The organism is Pseudomonas silensiensis (genome assembly GCF_050434865.1).
GTDB lineage: Bacteria > Pseudomonadota > Gammaproteobacteria > Pseudomonadales > Pseudomonadaceae > Aquipseudomonas > Aquipseudomonas fluorescens_W.
This window is the reverse complement of the sequence record NZ_JBNDJH010000013.1, coordinates 25625-43697: the sequence shown is the minus strand read 5'-3', so window position 1 is coordinate 43697 and position 18073 is coordinate 25625. Positions and strand designations below refer to the sequence as shown.

The window sequence follows — 18073 nt, the reverse complement described above, 5'->3', positions numbered from 1 at the left end:
CCTACCACTGGCGTTTCTCCGGGCGCGCGAGGCCGAGCTTCTCGATTCGGTAGCGCAGCATGTCGCGGCTCAGGCCCAGCAGCCGTGCGGACTTGGTGACGTTCCAGTCGGTCTTGTCGAGCATCTTGCGCACCATGTCGCGTTCCACTTCCGGCAGGTTCATGGACTCGGTGCCGTTGTAGACCGGACGCGGTTCGTAGTGTTGCGGCTCTTGCTGGAACACCAGTGGCTCATCCACCAGGCTCAGGCACACGTTCAATTGATGGGCGGCGATGGTGTCGCTCTGGGCCAGCAGCACGGTTTGCTCAAGCATGTTGCGCAACTCGCGCACGTTGCCCGGCCAGCTGTAGCTGAGCAGCAATTCCTCGGCCTGATCGCTGAAATGCAGGTTCGGTTTGCCATAGCGTTTGCCGTGGACCGCCAGGAAGTGCCGGGCCAGCAACAGGATGTCTGCACCGCGGGCATACAGGCGCGGCACCTTGATCGAGATGATCCGCAAACGGAAGAACAGATCGCGGCGGAACTTGCCCTGCTGGACCATTTGTTCGAGGTTGCAGTTGGTCGCACTGATCACCCGCAAATCGACCTTGCGCTCCTTCACCGAGCCGACCCGGCGGATCGTCCGGTCCTCCAGCAGCTTCAGCAGTTTGGCTTGCAGCAACAGGTCCATCTCGCCGACTTCATCGAGAAACAGCGTCCCGCCATCGGCCGCTTCCACCAGCCCGACGCGGCGGTCCTTGGCGTCGGTGAAGGCGCCCTTCTCGTGACCGAACAGCTCCGACTCCACCAGGTTGGAAGGAATCGAGGCACAGTTGAATTCAATGAACGGGCCTTTGCTGCGCGGGCCGTCGAAGTGCAACGCACGGGCCACCAGTTCCTTGCCGGTGCCGGTCTCGCCTTCCACCAACACCGGAGGCAGATCGGTATTGGCCATGCGCCGCTCGGCGTCGATCAACTGGCCAATGGTGCTTTTGAGGTACTGCATCGGTGCCGATTCGCCGATCAATGCCTGCACCCCTGACTTCTGCGCTTCGCGCTCCTGATAGAACGACAGTGTGCGTTCCATTCGGTCGGTGGCCAGGGCCTTGTCCAGCAGCAGCTTGAGCTCCGGCAGCGCCACCGGTTTGGTGACGTAATGGAAAGCGCCCTCTTTCATCGCCACCACGGCGTCTTCGACGTTGCCGTAGCCGGTCATCATGATCACTTTCAGATCCGGCGCGCTGATGCGCAGCTTCTGGATCAGGTCGTGACCGCTCATGCCCGGCAGCGAGTTATCGGTCAGCACCACGTCCGGGACGAAAGTGCCCAATTGGTCCAGCGCGTCCTCAGCCGAGTGGCAGACCGTCACCTCGAAGTCCTTACGCTCCAGGTAGGTCTGAATATTCTCGGCAAGGAGTTCATCATCCTCGACCAGCAGAATGCTGTGCTCCATATACCCCTCCCGTTGCCACTTTAAAATTGAGACAGACGCGGGTTCCTTCCTGCTCTTGGCTGGTCAGTTCGACCGAGCCTTCGAAACGCTCCATTATTCTTTTGACCAGGGCCAGGCCCACGCCCAACCCTCCTTGTTTGGTGGTGAAAAACGGCTTGAAGGCCATTTGTTGTTGCTGTGTGGTCATGCCCTTGCCGGTATCGCTCAGGGTCATGCGCACAAGTCCCGGCTGCGGCGTTTCGATATCGATGCTCAGCACGCCGCCCTTGGGCATGGCTTCCAGGGCATTGGCAAACAGGCTATTAAGAATTTGCGTGAGCAACACCTGTTGGCTGATGACCGGCGGACAACTCTGCGGGGTGAAACGCACGTCGATGCCGGAGCGTTTGATCAGCGCGTCAAAGGCACTCAACGTGTCGTCGATGACCAGCACCAGGTCTACCGTTTCGTAGTCGTCGTTCACGGGTCGCAATGACACCAGCAACTCCCGGACCCAACGCGACATGCGGTCGACCTGATTGATGATGTCGCCGATGTTCTTCTGCGCATTCTGGCTGGCGATTTCCTGAGCCAGTTCGGCGCTGGAACGAATGTTGGCCAACGGATTGCGCAAGCTGTGGGCCACCGCCGAGGACATTTCCCCCAGCGCGACGAAGGTCTCGTTGCTGATCAGTTGTTTCTGCTGGCTCTGCAGCAGCGTGGCCGCATGCCGCACAATCCAGAACAGTCCGAGGTAGATGGCCAGGCCGCCGAGCAGGGTTGCCAGCCAGATCGATTTGAAGCCACGCTGGATGCGTTCCACCAGGTCCGCGGGTTCCTTGTAGATCTCCACCATGGCGATCACTTTGCTTTTGTCGGCATTGAACATCGGGATGTAGTTCTCGATGAACAGGTATTCAGGCTCGCGCAGCAGTTGCTGCTCGGGACGTTCCTCATCAATTTGGTGGTAGCTGGTGGACACGGGCTCCTTCATTTCGAAAGACTCGTCCAGTTCCTCATCACCTTCGACGCGCATGCCAATCATTTTCGCATTGGTCGACCAGACCACGGTGCGATCCAGGGCGTACACCACCGCCAACAGCGTGTCCGGCAGGTGTTCGACATGATCGAGAAACTCTATGCGGGCAGCGGCACGGGCCGCCGGATCTACGTCGGGATAGGCAATGTCATCGCGCGGATCGAGCATTTCGCCCATGGTTCTTTGCAGCGGGATGCCGGCATGGCGAATTTCTGCATCACCAATGGCCTGAATGAACTGCGCAGTCAGCATGGAATCACGCTCGATGCTCTCATCGACGACGAAACGCGTGGACACGTAGCCCAACCCCAGCGCCACGGCGGCGATGATGAAAAAGCTGCCCAGGGAAAACCAGCGCAGCAAGTTGAACTGTCCCCGCCAGCCCTTGCTTTCTGCTGCCGACATCGTCGACGCAGGTGTTTTTTGTTGTTCTGGTATCTGCATAGGACCTTCCCGGTTGCCTTGCATCAAGCCTTTTCAGCCGCGTTTCGGATCAGTGTAGGTGGCATTGATCGAGACTGACGGCCCCAATGTAGTATTAAGCCGCTATTGCGTTTGCGCCGCCTGTAGCGGTTGCTGACGATCGGTTTCTTCCTGCAAAAAACCCAGGATGGACTGCGCCGCGTTCTCATCCAGGCGCAGGTTGGGCATGGGGATTTTGTCGAAACGTTCAAACAGCTCCATGGCGATCGGGTCTTTTTCCGCCAGCATGCGGTCCGGCTCGCGAATCCAGCGACTCAGCCAGGCCGGATCACGCAGGCGAGTGACGCCGACCAGGTCCGGGCCGATGCTGCGCATGCCGAGGCCCTGCCCGTCCATAGGACCCAGGCTGTGACACGATGCGCAACGGGTGCGAAACAGTTCTTCGCCGTTGCTCGGCGGACGAATATCGGGCGCATCCGCGTAGTTTTCTTCAATACTGGGCTGTTTCCAGTTGTGCAGCGTGTTGGCCAACTGGTCGGCCAGAATCCACGGATTCTCGAAAGGTGAAGCTTTCATCCATCGGCCCGTGGTCTGGTTGCCGACAATCAGGCTCAGGTTGTGGTCCTTGCTGCGCCCGTTATCGACGCCTTCGATGAACAGCCCGAGTTTTTTCCGCAGTTCGGTGACGTCGGCAAATTCCCCGGTGAGAAACTTCCAGCCCGGCCCGACCTTGAAGCGTTGTGCGTAGGCCTTGAGCACATCAGGTGTATCGCTTAAGGGGTCGATGCTGATGGAATAGAAAAAAATGTCCTGGCCGACCCGGTCCCCCAACAACTTCTGCACCTGACGCAGGCGCGCGGTTTCCAGCGGGCAAGAGTCGCTGCATGACGTGAAGATGAAATTGATCACCACCACTTTGTCCTTGATCAAATCATCGAAGAAACGCACCTGCCGACCGTCCTGATCGGTCAGCAAGGTGTTGGGGAAGTAATCGCCGCCCCAGGGTGTCGCCGACTCCGTCGGTGACGCTGAACCCGACGGAGCAACTTCATGAGCCACCAGCACCCGACTGGCCAGCAGACAGGTGACCAGCATCAACACCAGGTGCATGCCCAGGGCGCGGGAGCGCGGCGTATGCAGTTTCATGTCGGCTCCCTCGCGGTTCATGGCTTGACCACCACTTTAGGGCCGAAGCCGTCACCGGTGCGGAAGGTTGGCAGCGCGGCGGAGTTCACGTAGCGCACACCATCCCAGCTCGGCAGCGGTGTCGGCATCAGCTGGAATTGCCCGGGTTTTTCAATGTCCCAGCGCAGCAGCATGGAGTTGTCCTCATGCTGAGTGTTGTGACAGTGCTCCATGTACGTCCCGGCGAATTCGCGGAAGCTGATCGCCATCTCGACGCTGTCCAGGCCATCCTTTTCCGAGCCGATGCGGTACACGTCCTTGCGTGCCCATTTTTCCCATTCCGGTGGCGCCTTGCCGCCGCGACTGAGGATGATCCCCTCCTCGAAGTGCACATGCACCGGGTGGCTCCAGCCCTCGCCGCCGAGCTTGATGTTCCATACTTCCAGGGTGCCGAAACCGGTGGCACCGGCATCGGTGGGGCCACTGGCCAGTTGGGTCGAAGCGTTCAAACGCCGTGGGTCCATGTGGAAACCGAAACCGCCATCCGTCTTGACCGTCCACGGTGCTTCATCAGTGCCATCGGAACGGCCGAAGGTGAAGGTGCGGTGACGGGCCTTGGCCAGCAGCGCCTTGTCGGCGATGTTGTCGCGGTGAATCTTCAACGGGATCATCACCAGGCCTTCAGCCTTGCCCGGTTTGGCCGGTTCATAAGCGGCCGGGTCCATGGCCAGGTCCTGGCCGGTGTACGCCTTGACGTTGAGTTGCAACACCTTGCCGACCGCCGGGTCACCGTCTTCCCATTTCGGCCCCTTGCTGGTTTGCTTGATGACCGCCTTGTATTTCTCGGACAGCACGTCAGCCAGGGAGACGGGTTCTTCCGGGCCCTTGCCGTCTTCGTGTACCAGCAGGTTGACGAAGAACAGCTTGTCGCCCGCTTTGACCCCGTTTTTCGAGAAGTTGACGATGATGTCGAAACGTTCGGCGATGCCCAGGGTTGGCAGGATCGCGTTGTGATTCTGTTTATCGCCGTCGGCATCCAGGTCCATGCTGCCGTCGAACGGCACGCTGTGTTCCATGATGTTGCCGTCGTTGGCAATCATGTGGAACGGCACACGGGCATACGACACTCCCGACCCGGCCGGCCCTTGGAACTCCCCGCTGGTGCCCTTGATCTCGCGCACGAGTGCCATTTTGAAGAAGCGCGACACTGAGCCATTGAGCATGCGGAACCGATAGCTTCGGGCACGCACATCCAGGGACGGTTTCCACTGCCAGTTGACCAGCACCTGATCACCAAGGAAGCCGTCGGTATTGAACGGGTTGAACCACAGTTGACCGTTTTTATCCCACGCCTTGTCGGCAAACAGCAGGTTGACGTCATAGTCGCGGTTACCCCAAGGCAAGGCGCTACCACTGGGAAAGCGCAGGTTGACGCCGTCATTCACCGATTCATTGCCGCGGTCCAGGGCGCTGTAGTAGTTCATCATCGCCGCGTTGCCCTTGTAGACGTTCTGCGCGGTGAAATCGAGCATGTGGTCGTGGAACCAGTGGGTGCTCATGGTTTCGCGCCAGTCGCCGCGGATCTTGATCGTGCCGTTGTTGCAGGTCTTGCGGCTGGGGATAAGGTCGTTGGTCCACAGGGTTTCGCCCGGCGCGCACGGAAAGGCTGCACGCGGGTCTTCAGCCTTGGTGTTGATGCTGTCGTAGCCGGCCAACTGGATCGGCCAGCGATAGTCGTAGAATTGCCCGGGGAAGAAAAACGCATTGGCATAACCGTCGCTTTCCGCCGGTGTGTGACCGTTGTGTTCGTGGGTGGTGATGGTGTGCAAACCGAACCCCATGTTCGCCGACGGGTCGATCGGCAAGCCGTTGTAATGACGCATTAACGTGGGTTGCCCGTAACGCACCATCAACAATTTTGGCGGCAAGGTGCCGTCAAAGGTCCAGACAGAGTTGTGGTTCTGCACCGGCATTTTCGGGTGGAAACGCGCATCGACGCCCTTGGCGGTGCCATCGGTCGCCGGTATGCCAGCCACGTTGTGATAGAGGCCGCCTGGGCCAAACTCGCCCACGGCATAGCGGTGCATCTGACGACTGTCACGTAAACCGGTATTCAACCGTGCGCCGGTTTGCACCGTCTTGTAGGCGGCCTGCGGGTAAAACTCGTTCCAGCGCTGGTGCGACCAGCCTTTTCCTGGCGGACGGCCTTCAGCCGAAGAGCCGATACGGCGGTTGAGGAAAAATTCGATCTGCTTCTGCCACGGGTTACGGTCGACCACGTTGGAGTACAGACTCGGGAACGGTGTCAGCCCCGGTTGACGGAGAAAGGCGTCGAGTGCCGCACTCGGTGGCGCACTGCGGGCTGCACTGGTGGGGTCCTGCTGTGGCAACGGGCCGATGGCCGGCGGTGGAAAACCCAACGGCGCCGCCGGCGTGGTGGGGTCGAGTTTTTCCGGGCCGAATTCTTCGAACAGCACCAACTGCTGAGTAAACGGCTGAGCGCCATACAGCGGGCTCGGCTTGCCGTTGGTGGGGTAGTTGAAACTGGTCTGCACCGTCGGCGGCAGGATGTTTTCCACCCGCGTGGTGTCTTTGCTGCCTTTGACGCCACCCGGCAAATCGAAGGAATCCAGATTAGCCTCGGGCATGGTCAAAATGGCGTTCAACGCCGCCGCTTTGTCAGCCGGTTCATCTTGGTAAGCCGAGGGGTCAGAAGGTTCTGGCTGTCGCTCGTCGTCGATGGGGCTGGCGCGCAGAGTCGCTGTGCCCAGCGTCATTGTCAGAAGAACGCTCAGAGGCGTCAGGAGGCCGAACCATTTGAAGGGGTACCGCGCTTTTCTGTCCATCACCAGCCGCCTCGAAGTTATGAAGGGGGTAATGGGGGTGGTGCAAGGACCTCGCCAGAGTTGTTACCGGTTTTTACGAAAGTATTAATACTTGTCAAAACAATGGCTTATCAACATCAACATGCCATTAGCGGGGGAACGACTGGGGAATGACACCCGCTAACGGGGAAAGTTCACACCCGTTTTCAGGGGACCAATTTGAACGACAGACGGACACTCGTGCCTTCGCCTTCACGGCTTTCCAGGGTCACCGCACCGCCAAACCGCTCCATGATCCGTTTGACCAGCACCAGCCCGACACCCAGCCCACCTTGTTTGGTGGTGAAAAACGGCCGGAAGGCCATGCTGCGCTGTTCTTCGTTCATGCCTTTGCCGGTGTCGCTCACCACCACGCTGAGGCCACGGCAATCGGTTGGCTCCAATGTGATGGTTAACGTGCCGCTCTTGCCCATGGCCTCCAGTGCATTGGCCAGCAAGCTGTTGAGGATCTGTGTCAACTGCACCTGCTGGCTCAGGACCATGGGCGTCAGCTTCGGGTCGAACACCACATGGACAGAGGCTTTGGCGATTTGATGCTCGAAGGCCATCAGGCTGTCATGCAGCGCCGCCACCAGATTGACAGGCTCGGCGTCATCGTTGAGCGGACGCAAGGATTGCAGCAGCTCCCTCACCCACTTCGACATGCGATCCACTTGGCCGATGATGTCGTTGATGTTCTTGTGGGCCGGGCCGCTGTCGAACTCCAGCGCCAGTTCGGCGCTTGAACGGATGGTCGCCAGCGGATTACGCAAACTGTGGGCGACCGCCGACGACATCTCGCCCAGGACGACAAAGGTTTCGTTGGTGATCAGTTGCTTTTGTTGCGTGGCCAGCAAATTGGCCGCCCGGCGCACGATCCAGTACAGCCCCAGGTAAATCAGCCCGCCGCCCAGCGCAGTGGCCAGCCAGATCAACACCAGGCCTCGCTCCATGCGGCTGATCAGGTCCTTGGGCTCCTTGTAGATCTCGACCATCGCCGTGACTTTGTCGCCGTCGGCATCGAACAACGGAATGTAGTTCTCGATGAAGATGTATTCCGGAGGCGTCACGAACTTCTGTTCCAGGCGGTTCTTGTCCACATCGTGATAACTGGCCGACACAGGAACCCTGGAAGCAAAGGCTTTCTCCAGGTCTTCGTCGGCGTGGATCGTGGTGCCCATTAACGCCGGGTTGGTCGACCAGATCACCCTGCGGTCGGGGGCATAGATGTTGGCCAGAATCACATCCGGCAAGTGCTCGATATGGTCGAGGAATTCGCCCCGGGCAATGGCGCGGGCCAGCGGGTCGACGTCGGAAACGTTTTTGTCGTTACGCGGATCGAGCAGCTCGCCCATGGTCCGCACGTTGGGAATCGATACGTGGCGCACCTCGACCAAGGCAATCGCCTGAATGAACTGGGACGTCAACAACGCATCGCGTTGCACGCTTTCGGTAATCACAAACCGGGTGGACACCGCCCCCAACGCCAACGCAACCGTGCCAATCACCGCCATGCTGATGAGCGAAAACCAGCGCAGTAAATTGAACGGCTGCTTGCGCGAGCTCAGGCGAATATCACCCCCCTCGGCCTGGAGTGTTTGAGTAGGCATGTTCATGGACGTGTCCCCGACGAATCCCCTATAGGGTTATAGCCCACTCAGGGTCGTTTGCCCGACCTTGGGTCTCGTCCCCCCCCTTCTTCCTCATCCCCATCTACCCCCAATCCTGGGGACAGTGGCCCGCGCCCAAAAACCGCGCTCCGATGCCGCTTGTGAGTGACACGCCCATGACTCGGGCCTCTGCCGGCCGTTTTCGCCGGTTGGTATGGAAGTTGCCGAACCCTCGCAACTGACCCGTCCCCATGGGGCAGGCATTCCGATATAGAGGGCTTAACTCATGCACCCTTTACTGTCCAAAACCGCGGCCGCCCTGGTCGTTAGCGCACTGGCCCAAGGCGTCGCCCAGGCGGCGCTGTTTGCCGTCGACCCTGGCCCCTACGTGCCAGCCAACGGCTCGTTCGCCGCCTGGTATCAGGACACTCATGGACGAACCCTTGAGCTTTGCCTGTCCAAGGCCGTAAGCTCGCGAGTGCCCAGCGCACCGGGCGCACCGACGTACATGTGCAATTTGCTTCCGGCACCCGGGATTTTCGACGACGCGCAACCGCTCGTCTTCCCGACCAACTTTCCCGACGAGGCGTTCTGGTTCACCGGCGACGGCACCATCGTCGACGCAGCCCGAGGAATCGACCTGACCTATGTCAGCGCCGTTGAAGCTGCCTTCAGCGGTGGCGACCCCATCGAAGGTGACCAGATCAGCTTCGCCCGCATCCGCATACGGGTCGATGTACCGACCGCGGGCACCTACGTCATTACCCACCCCTACGGCGTCGATGTCTTCAACATCGACACCCCCGGGCGTCGGGCGATCAACATGACCCGGGACATCGGCATCGGCGTGCCGAAAACCTACGACGGTGCCCTCAAGGGCGATGTCGGGCCGTTCTTGCGCAGCATCAATGGCCCCTACACCGAGACCAATCCGCTCACCGGTTCAGCCGAGCAATTCGTCGGCGACCCGAACCTGGTGGAAGCCTTCACCGGCAGCCCTTTCAATACCAACTACATCCGCATTGAAGGACCCAACGGGCTGGATTTGCGCACTACGGTGATGGCCATCTCCGGCAAGTTGGCGACAATGGCACGGCCGACGCCAATGATTACCCAGCGCAGCACCTACTCGCGTAAACCCGGCGCCAGCGCTCCTGTGGCCCAGCAAGACGTGTTCGTCCTGGCCCCGCCGCCACCGGCCAAAGTGACTCTGGACAGCAACAACCCGGTATTGAACCTTACCGAGGCCAACACCACCGGCAGTTGGTATGCGCAGTCTTCGACCAACCCGAGCTTGCCGAGCACGTTGCAAGTGACCGCCGACAACCACCTGGCCATCGCTAGCAGCACACCGACCACCTTACCCATGCCCCTGACGGACCTGGTGGTGATTTCACGTGCCGAATACAGCCTCAGCACCGGGCAAATAACGGTCGTGGCCTCGACCAGCGACGAAACTTCGCCACCGGTGCTCACTGCCACCTCTGGCACCGGTGTCGCCATTGGCGCCCTCAGTGGCGATGGCGCAGTGAAATCCCTGGCCACCGGCATCTCGCCGATACCACCCGCCAAGGTTCGAGTGACGTCATCCAATGGCGGCAGCGACACCGAAGAAGTGGTCATCGTGCAATGAACGCTCACATGCCCAGATCCTCATCAGGAGGCATCATGAACAATTGGCCACGCCTGGCGCTCAACGCACTGGGACTGACTCTATCGCTGTCCGGCAGTGCATTCGCGCAACTCGCTGCTGTTGACCCCGGTCCTTACACCTTCGCTACCGGGAAATTCCCGATGTGGTATCAGGACAACAATCTTCTGTCGATGGAACTGTGCCAGTCCCGGGCCACCAGCTCGCGAGTGCCGGCGGCCACGCCACCGGCCTACATGTGTACCCTGCTGCCGGCACCGGGCATTTTCGACGACACCCTGCCGATGGTGTTCCCGGATAACTGGCCAGACGAAGCCTTCTGGTTCCTCGCCGAGACCAACATTCCCAACAACGCCGCTGGCTATGGAATGGACGCCTACGTGGCCGGGATAGAAGCCGCTTTTGCCGGCGGAAATCCGCTCGATGGCGATCAAATCAGCTTTGCGCGGATACGTATGCGGATCAACGTACCCGTCGCCGGAACCTACACCATTACTCACCCTTATGGCGTGGAAACGGTCAATGTCACCACACCCGGTCGTCGTGCAATCAACATCACCAGAGACATCGGCGTCGGTGCGCCAGGGAATTTCAGCGGGGCACTTAACGGTGCTATCGGGCCATTCCTGCGCAGCGTCAACGGCCCCTACACCGAAGTGAACCCGGACACCGGCGCAATCGAAACCTTCGTCGGCGACCCGAACCTCACGGAACAAGTCACCGGCAGCCCCAACAACACCAACTTTGTGCGCATTCAGGGCCCGGCCGGGACGATCCAGAGCAACCTGTTCACGCTGTCCGGTAAAGTCCTCGACAATCGTGCGCAAACCCATGTCGACCTTAGCCGTGCAACCTACCGTCGCATCACCTCGGGCACCGGTACCAGCACCCGGGTCGAAGTCTTTGGCAAAGCGGACAACAGCTCTACATTGTGCTTCCGCGAAACCCTCGCCCTTGTGTCAGGCCCACCGCCTTCACCCTGCCTGACCAACATGGTGGGTGACGGCACCGGGTTGTACTTCGGCCAACATCTGCTCAGCGGCCCCGTGCCCCCGGTCGTGGTGCTCACCGCCACCAACCCGGCCGGCACCACCCGCCCTACGGCGGTCTCGAGCAAACTCGTTGACCTGGTGAAAATCCAGACCGCTCGCTACAACTGGAGCAATCACAGCCTGCTGATCGAGGCCACGTCCACTGACGAAGTGGCGGTGCCAGACATGGTCGCGCAGGGTTACGGACGTCTGTCAAAAACCGGCACCCTGCAAAAAATCACCGTCGCCGATCTGTCTCAACCACCCGCCACTGTGACGGTCAAATCCGCCGCGGGTGGCAGCGATACCGAGCCTGTCGTGGTCGTCGGTACCGCACCGGATAGCGGCGAGAATCAGGCGCCGGTAAACGTTGCCGACACCGGCAATACCAGCTTCGGCGTGCCCCTCACCCTCAACCTGCTGGCCAACGACAGCGACCCGGACGGCAACACACCGCTGAGCATCACCGCGCTGACCCAACCGGCCGCAGGCCAAGGCACCGTGGCGTTGAGCGGCACCACTGCGGTGGTCTACACCCCGCCCGCCGTAGTCACTGTGCCGTTAACCACGACCTTCACCTACAAGGCTCAAGACATCAAAGGCCTGGCTTCGACTACCCCAGCGACCGTGACCATCACCGTGGCGCCTAATCGGCCACCGGTGGCAGTCGCCGACGCCGTCGCGACACTGGGCGTGGCGATACCGATCAACGTGTTGGCCAACGACACCGATCCGGAAGGCAACGTGCCGTTGGCGGTCGCCAGCCTGACCCAACCTGCGGCCGGCCGAGGCACGGTCAGCAGCAACGGCACGGTGATCACCTACACCCCACCGGCCACGGTCACGACGGCCTTCACGACGACCTTCACCTACATCGCCCGGGACAGCTTCGGCGCCCTGTCGACACCGGCCACGGTCACCGTGCAAGTCTCGCCAAGGCCTGCTGCGGAAACCTTCACGGTGACCACGGCTACGGTGTCGGCTCGCTCCAATAACCGTTTCACCTGGGACTTTGCAGGGACTTCATCGGTGGTCACCGGCAACACCATCACCATCAGGGTCTCGACTCCGACCGGGCTGGCAACCCTGGGCACCACCACGGTAGCGGCGACCGGTCGCTGGAGGCTGACAGTGAACAACACCACTACGGTGATTCCATCGGCGAACCCGACAGCCACCATCACCTCGTCCCAAGGCACCGTGCGCACGGTCTCGGTGACCTCCAACTGAGCCCTCGCCCCACCCGCCGATACGGTGGGTGGGGCCGGTCTCTTGCAAAGGACGCAGCCATGAAAACCTCGACCGCCGCCCTGCTCTGCCTGCTTCTGCTTTGCAGCAGTGCGGGTGTGCGCGCCGATGACTTGATGGAAAACGATGACGTGGGTCCCGGTGGCGACCTCGGCGAGCTACCACCACCGATTGGCCAGCAAGCGCTGATCGATCAGAACGGCCAGGCCAACGTTGCGCTGCTGCAACAGAACGGCCAGTCGCTGCTCGGTCGCATCGTCCAGTCGGGCAGTAATCAGGAAGCCTACATCCTGCAACAAGGCAGCGACCTGATGGCAATGATCACTCAGCAAGGTTCCGGCAACGCCGCCTCGATCACCCAGACCGGCAGCCACAACCGCGCGCAGATTTCCCAGAACGGCAACAACAACGACGCCAGCATCGATCAGGCCGGCACGGGGCTTTCAAGCGCCGTGACCCAGTCCGGAAACGGCATGAGCGTTTCGGTCAAACAATCCCGCTAAAGCACTGCACCACATGGAGGTTTCATCATGTTCAAACTGACGCCCCTCACCGCCACCATCCTGGTCCTGATCAGTGCCCAGGCGATGGCCGACGACAGCGTTTCCACCCAGGACCAGGTCGGTACAGCCAACATCGCCGACGTGAAACAGACCGCAGCCCCGTACAGTACGGCCACCCAACAACAACTCGGCGAGGGTAACGATGCCGCCGCGGTGCAAGACAACGCCACCGGCACCATCACCCAGGATCAACACGGCGACTACAACGCCGGTTACGCCGAGCAACTGTTCGAAAATGGCGACACCATCACCCAGCAACAGGTCGGCAGCACCAACACCAGCCACGCCAGCCAGTCGATAGGCGTGGGCGGCAACGAAGCGCTGCAACAACAGCATGGCAGCGGCAACTTCTCGTTCATTTATCAGGACACTCAGGAAGGCACCCAAGCTCAAACCTTCCAGTTGGGTGACAGCAACGAGGCCAATATCGAACAGATCCAACTGGGCACTGCCAACAACGCCGTGATCATCCAGTACGGCACCGCCAACTACGCCACCGCCGAACAGATCGCCCACATGGGTGGCCAGATCAACCTCAACCAGTCGGGCGAAGGCAACTACGCCTATGGCGACCAGCGCGATGGCAATGGCGGCACCGTGAACATTAACCAGTTCGGCGACTTCAACGGCGCCGAAGTCTGGCAAGGCGGGCAAACCGCCAGCGCGGCCACCGTCAACCAGTACGGGCAAACCAACGAAACCGTGGTCGACCAAAGCTTCGGCGAAAACAACGTCGCCCAGGTGCTGCAAGTCGGCGACCTCAACGCGATCTACGCTGACCAGTTCGAATCGGTCGGCTCGGTCCTGGCGCTGTACCAGCAAGGCACCGGCAACGTGCACTTCACCTACCAGAAGGGCGACAGCCATGTGCTGAACGCCACCTCCGTGGGTAGCGATAACAAGGTCTACGCCAGCGACTGGAAAGGCCCGCAAAAGGGTGGCCAGTTCGGCAGCAACCAACGTGCAACCGTCTACCAGAACGGCACCAACAACACCGCCAGCTTCAAACAGGACGGCATCGGCCACGTGATGACGACCCACCAGACCGGCTACGGCAACAAAACCACCGTCACCCAGGCCGAAAACTACAACGAGCTGTACTTCGACCAGAACGGCAGCGACAACATCCTCATCGCCGACCAGCGCGGCACCACCAACCTGGCCCAGGGCAGCAGCACCGGCATCGGCAACACCACCAACTTCGACCAGTCCGGCACCCTGAACGTGGCCTACGTCACTCAGGGCGGCACCGGCAACATTGCCACTGTCACTCAGAGTGGCATGACCCAGACTGCCACCGTGCAGCAGATGGGTACTGACAACAAGGCGACTGTGCTGCAGCAATAATCGCACTGCATAAAAAACCGCGGCCCTTGGAGGGTCGCGGTTTTTTTGTCTGTGCCGATCAGCTACATGGGTGAGTTTTGCGGATCAATATTATCCATCGCCCGATTCACCGCCAGGTCGGCCAGCATGATGACCTGCTGGATGCCCAATAACATGCTGCGCTGTGGCCCCTCCACAAACACCGCAAAATCACTGGCCATGACACTCGCCGAAGCCAACGATTCACAGGCGTGGGCCAACAGGCTTTCGGTGTCGATGTCCGGGGCGATAGCGAACATTCTGCTTGGGTTGTGCGGGGCGGAGTTTTTGATAATGGCGGGGTTGAGGTGGGGGGCGGCGGTAGTGCTTTCGGTTTCTGATTCGGGGGGATTGGGTGTGGGTTTGAACATGGTGAAGCTCCTTTGGAAAATAGCGCCACCAGAACCTGTCGCTAAACAAGTAAGGGTGGCGACTGTATGCAGGTTAGCGAACCGGCCAAAGGCACCCGGTAGACCCGAAGATCTCCCGCATACAGCCACCATAACGTAATTGCAGACATCAAAAGTCTGCAAGAAAGTCTGGAGCACTGATGCACTTTGGATAGTCCGGGTCGCTAAACCCGGCCGTTGAATTCAGCGGCCCGAAAACGATAAAGACCAGGTACAAAGCGCACAAGCCGGCGGATTCTGGCGTAGTCGTAGGCAACGGCGCAAGGATCCGTAGCTTTCAGGAAGTAACGCTAAACGCCATTAAACACACCCCTCGAAACAGCACACATTCCCTGTGGGAGCGTGGCTTGCCCGCGATTGGCCCTGTCATTCAGCCAATAACCTACTGACAAACCACCCTCCCCCAAACACCGAGAAAAATTCGGACTTCCCCTACAAGCCAAACAGAATCCCCCGGCATCCACTCCTGAGCCCTATCGCCAAAGTGCCCCGTTTCCAAGGACCGGGCACAAAGCGTGACCAAACTTATCCCCCAACTCCAACTCGCCGGCCAGAGCGGCCAAGTACTCGACAGCCATCAAGCTGCCGATGCTCTTCGTCAGGCCCTGAACTACCCATACGACTTGCAAGGCTTCGACGACCTACTGAATGCAGTGGGCGCCAACAGCTCCAACTACATGCAAGCCGCCCACCAGCAAAAACTGATTCAGGCCGTGAGCAACGGCGATTGGGTAATGGTCACGCCTCGCGTCAATCTGGATAACAGTGGCGGTTCATGGAATGGTTTCAAGTCCAAACCCGAACCACCACCAGCGCAACATCTGATCGAAGATCACGCCTTCACGCAGCCCAAACCGGCGGAGTCCGGATTTCACATAATTGAAAAGCCCATGAGTCTTGAGGCGCTGGAACGCTCGCTGTACGAGAGCTCGCCAAGTGATGCACTGCGTCGCGAATTTCGTTCGCTCAATCGCCATCTCGGCGAGCGGGTGAAACCGGGGCAAATGGTGATATTCAGCGATTCACGGCATTACATGTGCCGGCGTGAAGAGGCACAGATGATGATCGCTGCCGAGAAGGTCAACGAGGCGCTCAAGGATCTGAGTGATGAAGAGGCTTCGTTTATGGTTGAACACCATGAAGTGATTGAGCCGTTTCTGGAGGTGTCGGCGGGATCGTTGGGTGTGGCGTCGTTCATGATTGGGCAGCATCTGGAGGGCTTGAAAAATGCCCTCAGAGAACTGGAGGAGCTGCATCAGCAACAATATCGCCAGTACCGCAATCTGCATTCGCCAGAGTTTTTTTCCAAACGTAAACGACTTATGGCGAAGCTTGATGCCAGCCTTGGGTCACTCGTACGCAAAGGCACCGGCATTGCGGATCACCCGAAACTCAAGCGAGCCTTGGGGTTATCAACTCGCAGAACCATTCATCGTTGGGACAAGGCTGGGGCACCAACACAGTTGCCTGGGTACGCAACGAACATTGAGGGTGTCTCACGAGCGGCAAAATATATCAAAGCTGGTGGTTATGTCGGGATTGGTCTGCAGTTAGGCGCATCCAGTTTAAAAATTCACGAGGTATGCACTACTGGTCGCGAGGATGAATGCAAGCAAATGAAATTTGTTGAGGGCGCAAAAATGGTGGGCGGTACAGCCGGAGCTGTTGCCGGGGGTGCAGCAGGCTCGAAAATAGGCACCGCTGTGTGTGCAAAAGTAAAAGGACTCGGAAAACTCGTTTGTGTACTCGTTGCCGGCGCGGTAGGCGCCACCGGAACCGGAACGCTGATGACCGACGGCAGCGAACTGATTGGGCAAGAACTCTATGAGCACTCTGAATAATGGAACTCACTAGAACAACACTCGCCTGGGTCTGGGGAGCACTTATCCTGCTGAGCCTCTTCGACGTAGTTATCATTTTTTATGCTGCTCACACAAAACTCGAAGCGCTGGAAAAGCATTTCAAACAACTGGATTCCATATGCGTCAACCGCCTCACGTGGGGCAAGGGGCATCATGGAAGAATTTTTCGTCTGGCCGCAATCAGCGCTTTAATCTCGTCTAAAAAAATTCAGCGCCAGGAACCCTTATCAGTTGAAGAAGTGAAACGGTTACCTAAAAGGCTTAAGCGCTGGGCAGCGTATCCATTTCATATTGCCTATTTCGTTACAGGTGCGGTGGTGGTTCTTTGGTTATATGGGAAATACACCGGCCTACTCAAATGAAGAACCAGCAGCTAATTCTACGCCCCAATACGAGTCCCTACAGTCATGAATGAAGCCAAAGACATTTCTCTTATCTTAGGTATGGGTATGTTTTTATTAATTTTTATCAGCCAAGGGATTCTTTTGTACGCCGCCTATTTCAAGCTCGATCACATTGAAAAACACTTCAGTTCTTATGGTTGGAGGCGCGCTCGATCAAATGTTCGAAATGGCCCGATTGATCGAATGAGGCGACTTAGGGAAATTGGTGAATTAATGGGCACACCCAATCGTTTTTGCATGTTTGATCATGAGTCCTTTCGAGAGGCGGAGCTTTTGCCAACGCAGCTGAAGCGATGGGTCGTCATCCCGAGAACCTTAATATTTATCGCATTTGGAATCATCTTGTTTTGGTGGGTATGCGACGGATATTTGAACTTAATTTGGACCATCTCCAATCCTATGGGTGAAATGGCGTTAGCCTTCACTGCAGCTTGGGCTGCTTCCGCGATCGTCTTTTTAATGGCTATGTCATTGCGCGCCGGACTCTCTTTTTTCAAGCTTGAGGAATTCGAATCCTATCTTGAGAGTTCATACTTCATCGGCCGCAACCGCCGGGTGTTGGGTGATGGGGTACTCGGTCGCCTCCGCCGCTTGACTCACATTTCTTTGATGCTGGCACCAGATAGCGATTTTGTTTTTGGCAGTGATGCCCAGGTGATAAAAGCCGTTAAGACGTTTCCTGGCCATCTTCGACGATGGATCGAAATCTCGCAGAAATTTACTGCCTGTTCATTCTTCGGTTTGGTAGCACTTTGGGGTCTGGGGAAGGTCACTGGACTACTGGGCTAACACGCAACGCTTAGACGCATATCTAGATTTTTTCATCCAGATACTAAAGACCGCTAAAACGCGAAGTCCTTGAAAGGACTAGCCGCAAGGGCGAAAACCTAAGTGGCTGTTGCCGCAGGAATGGATATGTACACCTCAAAGAAATAGGTCGGCTGTCACGCCGCCTTCGCAGCGATGCGGAGACCCGACAAGCCAGCTCCCACAACGAATCGGCGCACACTCCGCCCTTCACCACTCAACAGGCCGAGCGTTAGCTCGCCTGCAGCTCTTGATCTGGC

At 58.8% G+C, this 18073-nt stretch carries 13 protein-coding genes; 7 read left to right on the top strand and 6 right to left on the bottom strand.

Annotated features, from left to right (window positions below; genetic code table 11):
* Nucleotide 1: 1 nt before the first annotated feature.
* The 5 genes from QF010_RS19025 to QF010_RS19005 all read right to left on the bottom strand — a co-directional run bounded on the left by QF010_RS19025 (nucleotide 2) and on the right by QF010_RS19005 (nucleotide 8478).
* Nucleotides 2-1432 carry a sigma-54-dependent transcriptional regulator gene (locus QF010_RS19025; RefSeq protein ID WP_033058813.1) on the bottom strand — a complete coding sequence of 477 codons (1431 nt, stop codon included), beginning with the start codon at nucleotides 1430-1432 and terminating at the stop codon, nucleotides 2-4.
* Nucleotides 1401-2894 (bottom strand): ATP-binding protein, encoded by a 1494-nt coding sequence (locus QF010_RS19020; RefSeq protein WP_033058815.1) that lies wholly within the window; start codon nucleotides 2892-2894, stop codon nucleotides 1401-1403. The genes QF010_RS19025 and QF010_RS19020 overlap by 32 nt, the downstream gene beginning before the upstream one ends.
* Nucleotides 2895-2996: 102 nt before the next feature.
* Nucleotides 2997-4019 carry an SCO family protein gene (locus QF010_RS19015; RefSeq protein WP_429533685.1) on the bottom strand — a complete coding sequence of 341 codons (1023 nt, stop codon included), beginning with the start codon at nucleotides 4017-4019 and terminating at the stop codon, nucleotides 2997-2999.
* A gap of 17 nt (nucleotides 4020-4036) precedes the next feature.
* The gene (locus QF010_RS19010; protein WP_429533684.1) at nucleotides 4037-6844 is read right to left on the bottom strand and encodes a multicopper oxidase domain-containing protein; all 2808 of its coding nucleotides are present in this window, start codon (nucleotides 6842-6844) and stop codon (nucleotides 4037-4039) included.
* Nucleotides 6845-7029: 185 nt separating this feature from the next.
* A complete protein-coding gene (locus tag QF010_RS19005) occupies nucleotides 7030-8478 on the bottom strand; it encodes a sensor histidine kinase (RefSeq protein ID WP_429533683.1) in 1449 nt (482 codons plus the stop codon).
* 280 nt (nucleotides 8479-8758) lie between these two features.
* Between QF010_RS19005 and QF010_RS19000 the strand changes: the two genes are divergently transcribed.
* Genes QF010_RS19000 through QF010_RS18985 form a run of 4 tightly spaced genes read left to right on the top strand, consistent with a single transcriptional unit; the run spans nucleotide 8759 to nucleotide 14312 of the window.
* A complete protein-coding gene (locus QF010_RS19000) occupies nucleotides 8759-10105 on the top strand; it encodes a hypothetical protein (RefSeq protein WP_429533682.1) in 1347 nt (448 codons plus the stop codon).
* Between the two features lie 35 nt (nucleotides 10106-10140).
* Entirely contained in the window at nucleotides 10141-12384 is a 2244-nt protein-coding gene (locus tag QF010_RS18995; protein ID WP_429533681.1) for an Ig-like domain-containing protein, read from the top strand.
* 59 nt (nucleotides 12385-12443) lie between these two features.
* The gene (locus QF010_RS18990; RefSeq protein WP_429533680.1) at nucleotides 12444-12905 is read left to right on the top strand and encodes a curlin; all 462 of its coding nucleotides are present in this window, start codon (nucleotides 12444-12446) and stop codon (nucleotides 12903-12905) included.
* Between the two features lie 27 nt (nucleotides 12906-12932).
* Entirely contained in the window at nucleotides 12933-14312 is a 1380-nt protein-coding gene (locus QF010_RS18985) for a curlin (protein ID WP_429533679.1), read from the top strand.
* 62 nt (nucleotides 14313-14374) lie between these two features.
* Here the strand turns inward: QF010_RS18985 and QF010_RS18980 are convergent, their stop codons facing one another.
* The gene (locus tag QF010_RS18980; protein ID WP_429509265.1) at nucleotides 14375-14701 is read right to left on the bottom strand and encodes a DUF6124 family protein; all 327 of its coding nucleotides are present in this window, start codon (nucleotides 14699-14701) and stop codon (nucleotides 14375-14377) included.
* 554 nt (nucleotides 14702-15255) lie between these two features.
* Between QF010_RS18980 and QF010_RS18975 the strand changes: the two genes are divergently transcribed.
* From QF010_RS18975 to QF010_RS18965, 3 genes are read left to right on the top strand one after another with little or no spacing between them, the layout of a single operon-like run.
* Nucleotides 15256-16581 carry a hypothetical protein gene (locus QF010_RS18975; protein WP_429533678.1) on the top strand — a complete coding sequence of 442 codons (1326 nt, stop codon included), beginning with the start codon at nucleotides 15256-15258 and terminating at the stop codon, nucleotides 16579-16581.
* Nucleotides 16581-16964, top strand: coding sequence for a hypothetical protein (locus tag QF010_RS18970; RefSeq protein WP_050482833.1), 384 nt, complete (start codon nucleotides 16581-16583; stop codon nucleotides 16962-16964). Before QF010_RS18975 ends, QF010_RS18970 begins: the two co-directional genes overlap by 1 nt.
* A gap of 45 nt (nucleotides 16965-17009) precedes the next feature.
* Nucleotides 17010-17795 carry a hypothetical protein gene (locus QF010_RS18965; RefSeq protein ID WP_033058829.1) on the top strand — a complete coding sequence of 262 codons (786 nt, stop codon included), beginning with the start codon at nucleotides 17010-17012 and terminating at the stop codon, nucleotides 17793-17795.
* Nucleotides 17796-18073: the final 278 nt, after the last annotated feature.

What these genes read in the sequence shown, in the direction of transcription:
- QF010_RS18985 (WP_429533679.1), top strand. Translation starts at nt 12,933, where the DNA reads ATGTTCAAACTGACGCCCCTCACCGCCACCATCCTGGTCCTGATCAGT.
- QF010_RS18965 (WP_033058829.1), top strand. Translation starts at nt 17,010, where the DNA reads ATGAATGAAGCCAAAGACATTTCTCTTATCTTAGGTATGGGTATGTTT.
- QF010_RS18995 (WP_429533681.1), top strand. Translation starts at nt 10,141, where the DNA reads ATGAACAATTGGCCACGCCTGGCGCTCAACGCACTGGGACTGACTCTA.
- QF010_RS18970 (WP_050482833.1), top strand. Translation starts at nt 16,581, where the DNA reads ATGGAACTCACTAGAACAACACTCGCCTGGGTCTGGGGAGCACTTATC.
- QF010_RS19000 (WP_429533682.1), top strand. Translation starts at nt 8,759, where the DNA reads ATGCACCCTTTACTGTCCAAAACCGCGGCCGCCCTGGTCGTTAGCGCA.
- QF010_RS18990 (WP_429533680.1), top strand. Translation starts at nt 12,444, where the DNA reads ATGAAAACCTCGACCGCCGCCCTGCTCTGCCTGCTTCTGCTTTGCAGC.
- QF010_RS19010 (WP_429533684.1), bottom strand. Translation starts at nt 6,844, where the DNA reads ATGGACAGAAAAGCGCGGTACCCCTTCAAATGGTTCGGCCTCCTGACG.
- QF010_RS18980 (WP_429509265.1), bottom strand. Translation starts at nt 14,701, where the DNA reads ATGTTCAAACCCACACCCAATCCCCCCGAATCAGAAACCGAAAGCACT.
- QF010_RS19005 (WP_429533683.1), bottom strand. Translation starts at nt 8,478, where the DNA reads ATGAACATGCCTACTCAAACACTCCAGGCCGAGGGGGGTGATATTCGC.
- QF010_RS19015 (WP_429533685.1), bottom strand. Translation starts at nt 4,019, where the DNA reads ATGAAACTGCATACGCCGCGCTCCCGCGCCCTGGGCATGCACCTGGTG.
- QF010_RS19020 (WP_033058815.1), bottom strand. Translation starts at nt 2,894, where the DNA reads ATGCAGATACCAGAACAACAAAAAACACCTGCGTCGACGATGTCGGCA.
- QF010_RS19025 (WP_033058813.1), bottom strand. Translation starts at nt 1,432, where the DNA reads ATGGAGCACAGCATTCTGCTGGTCGAGGATGATGAACTCCTTGCCGAG.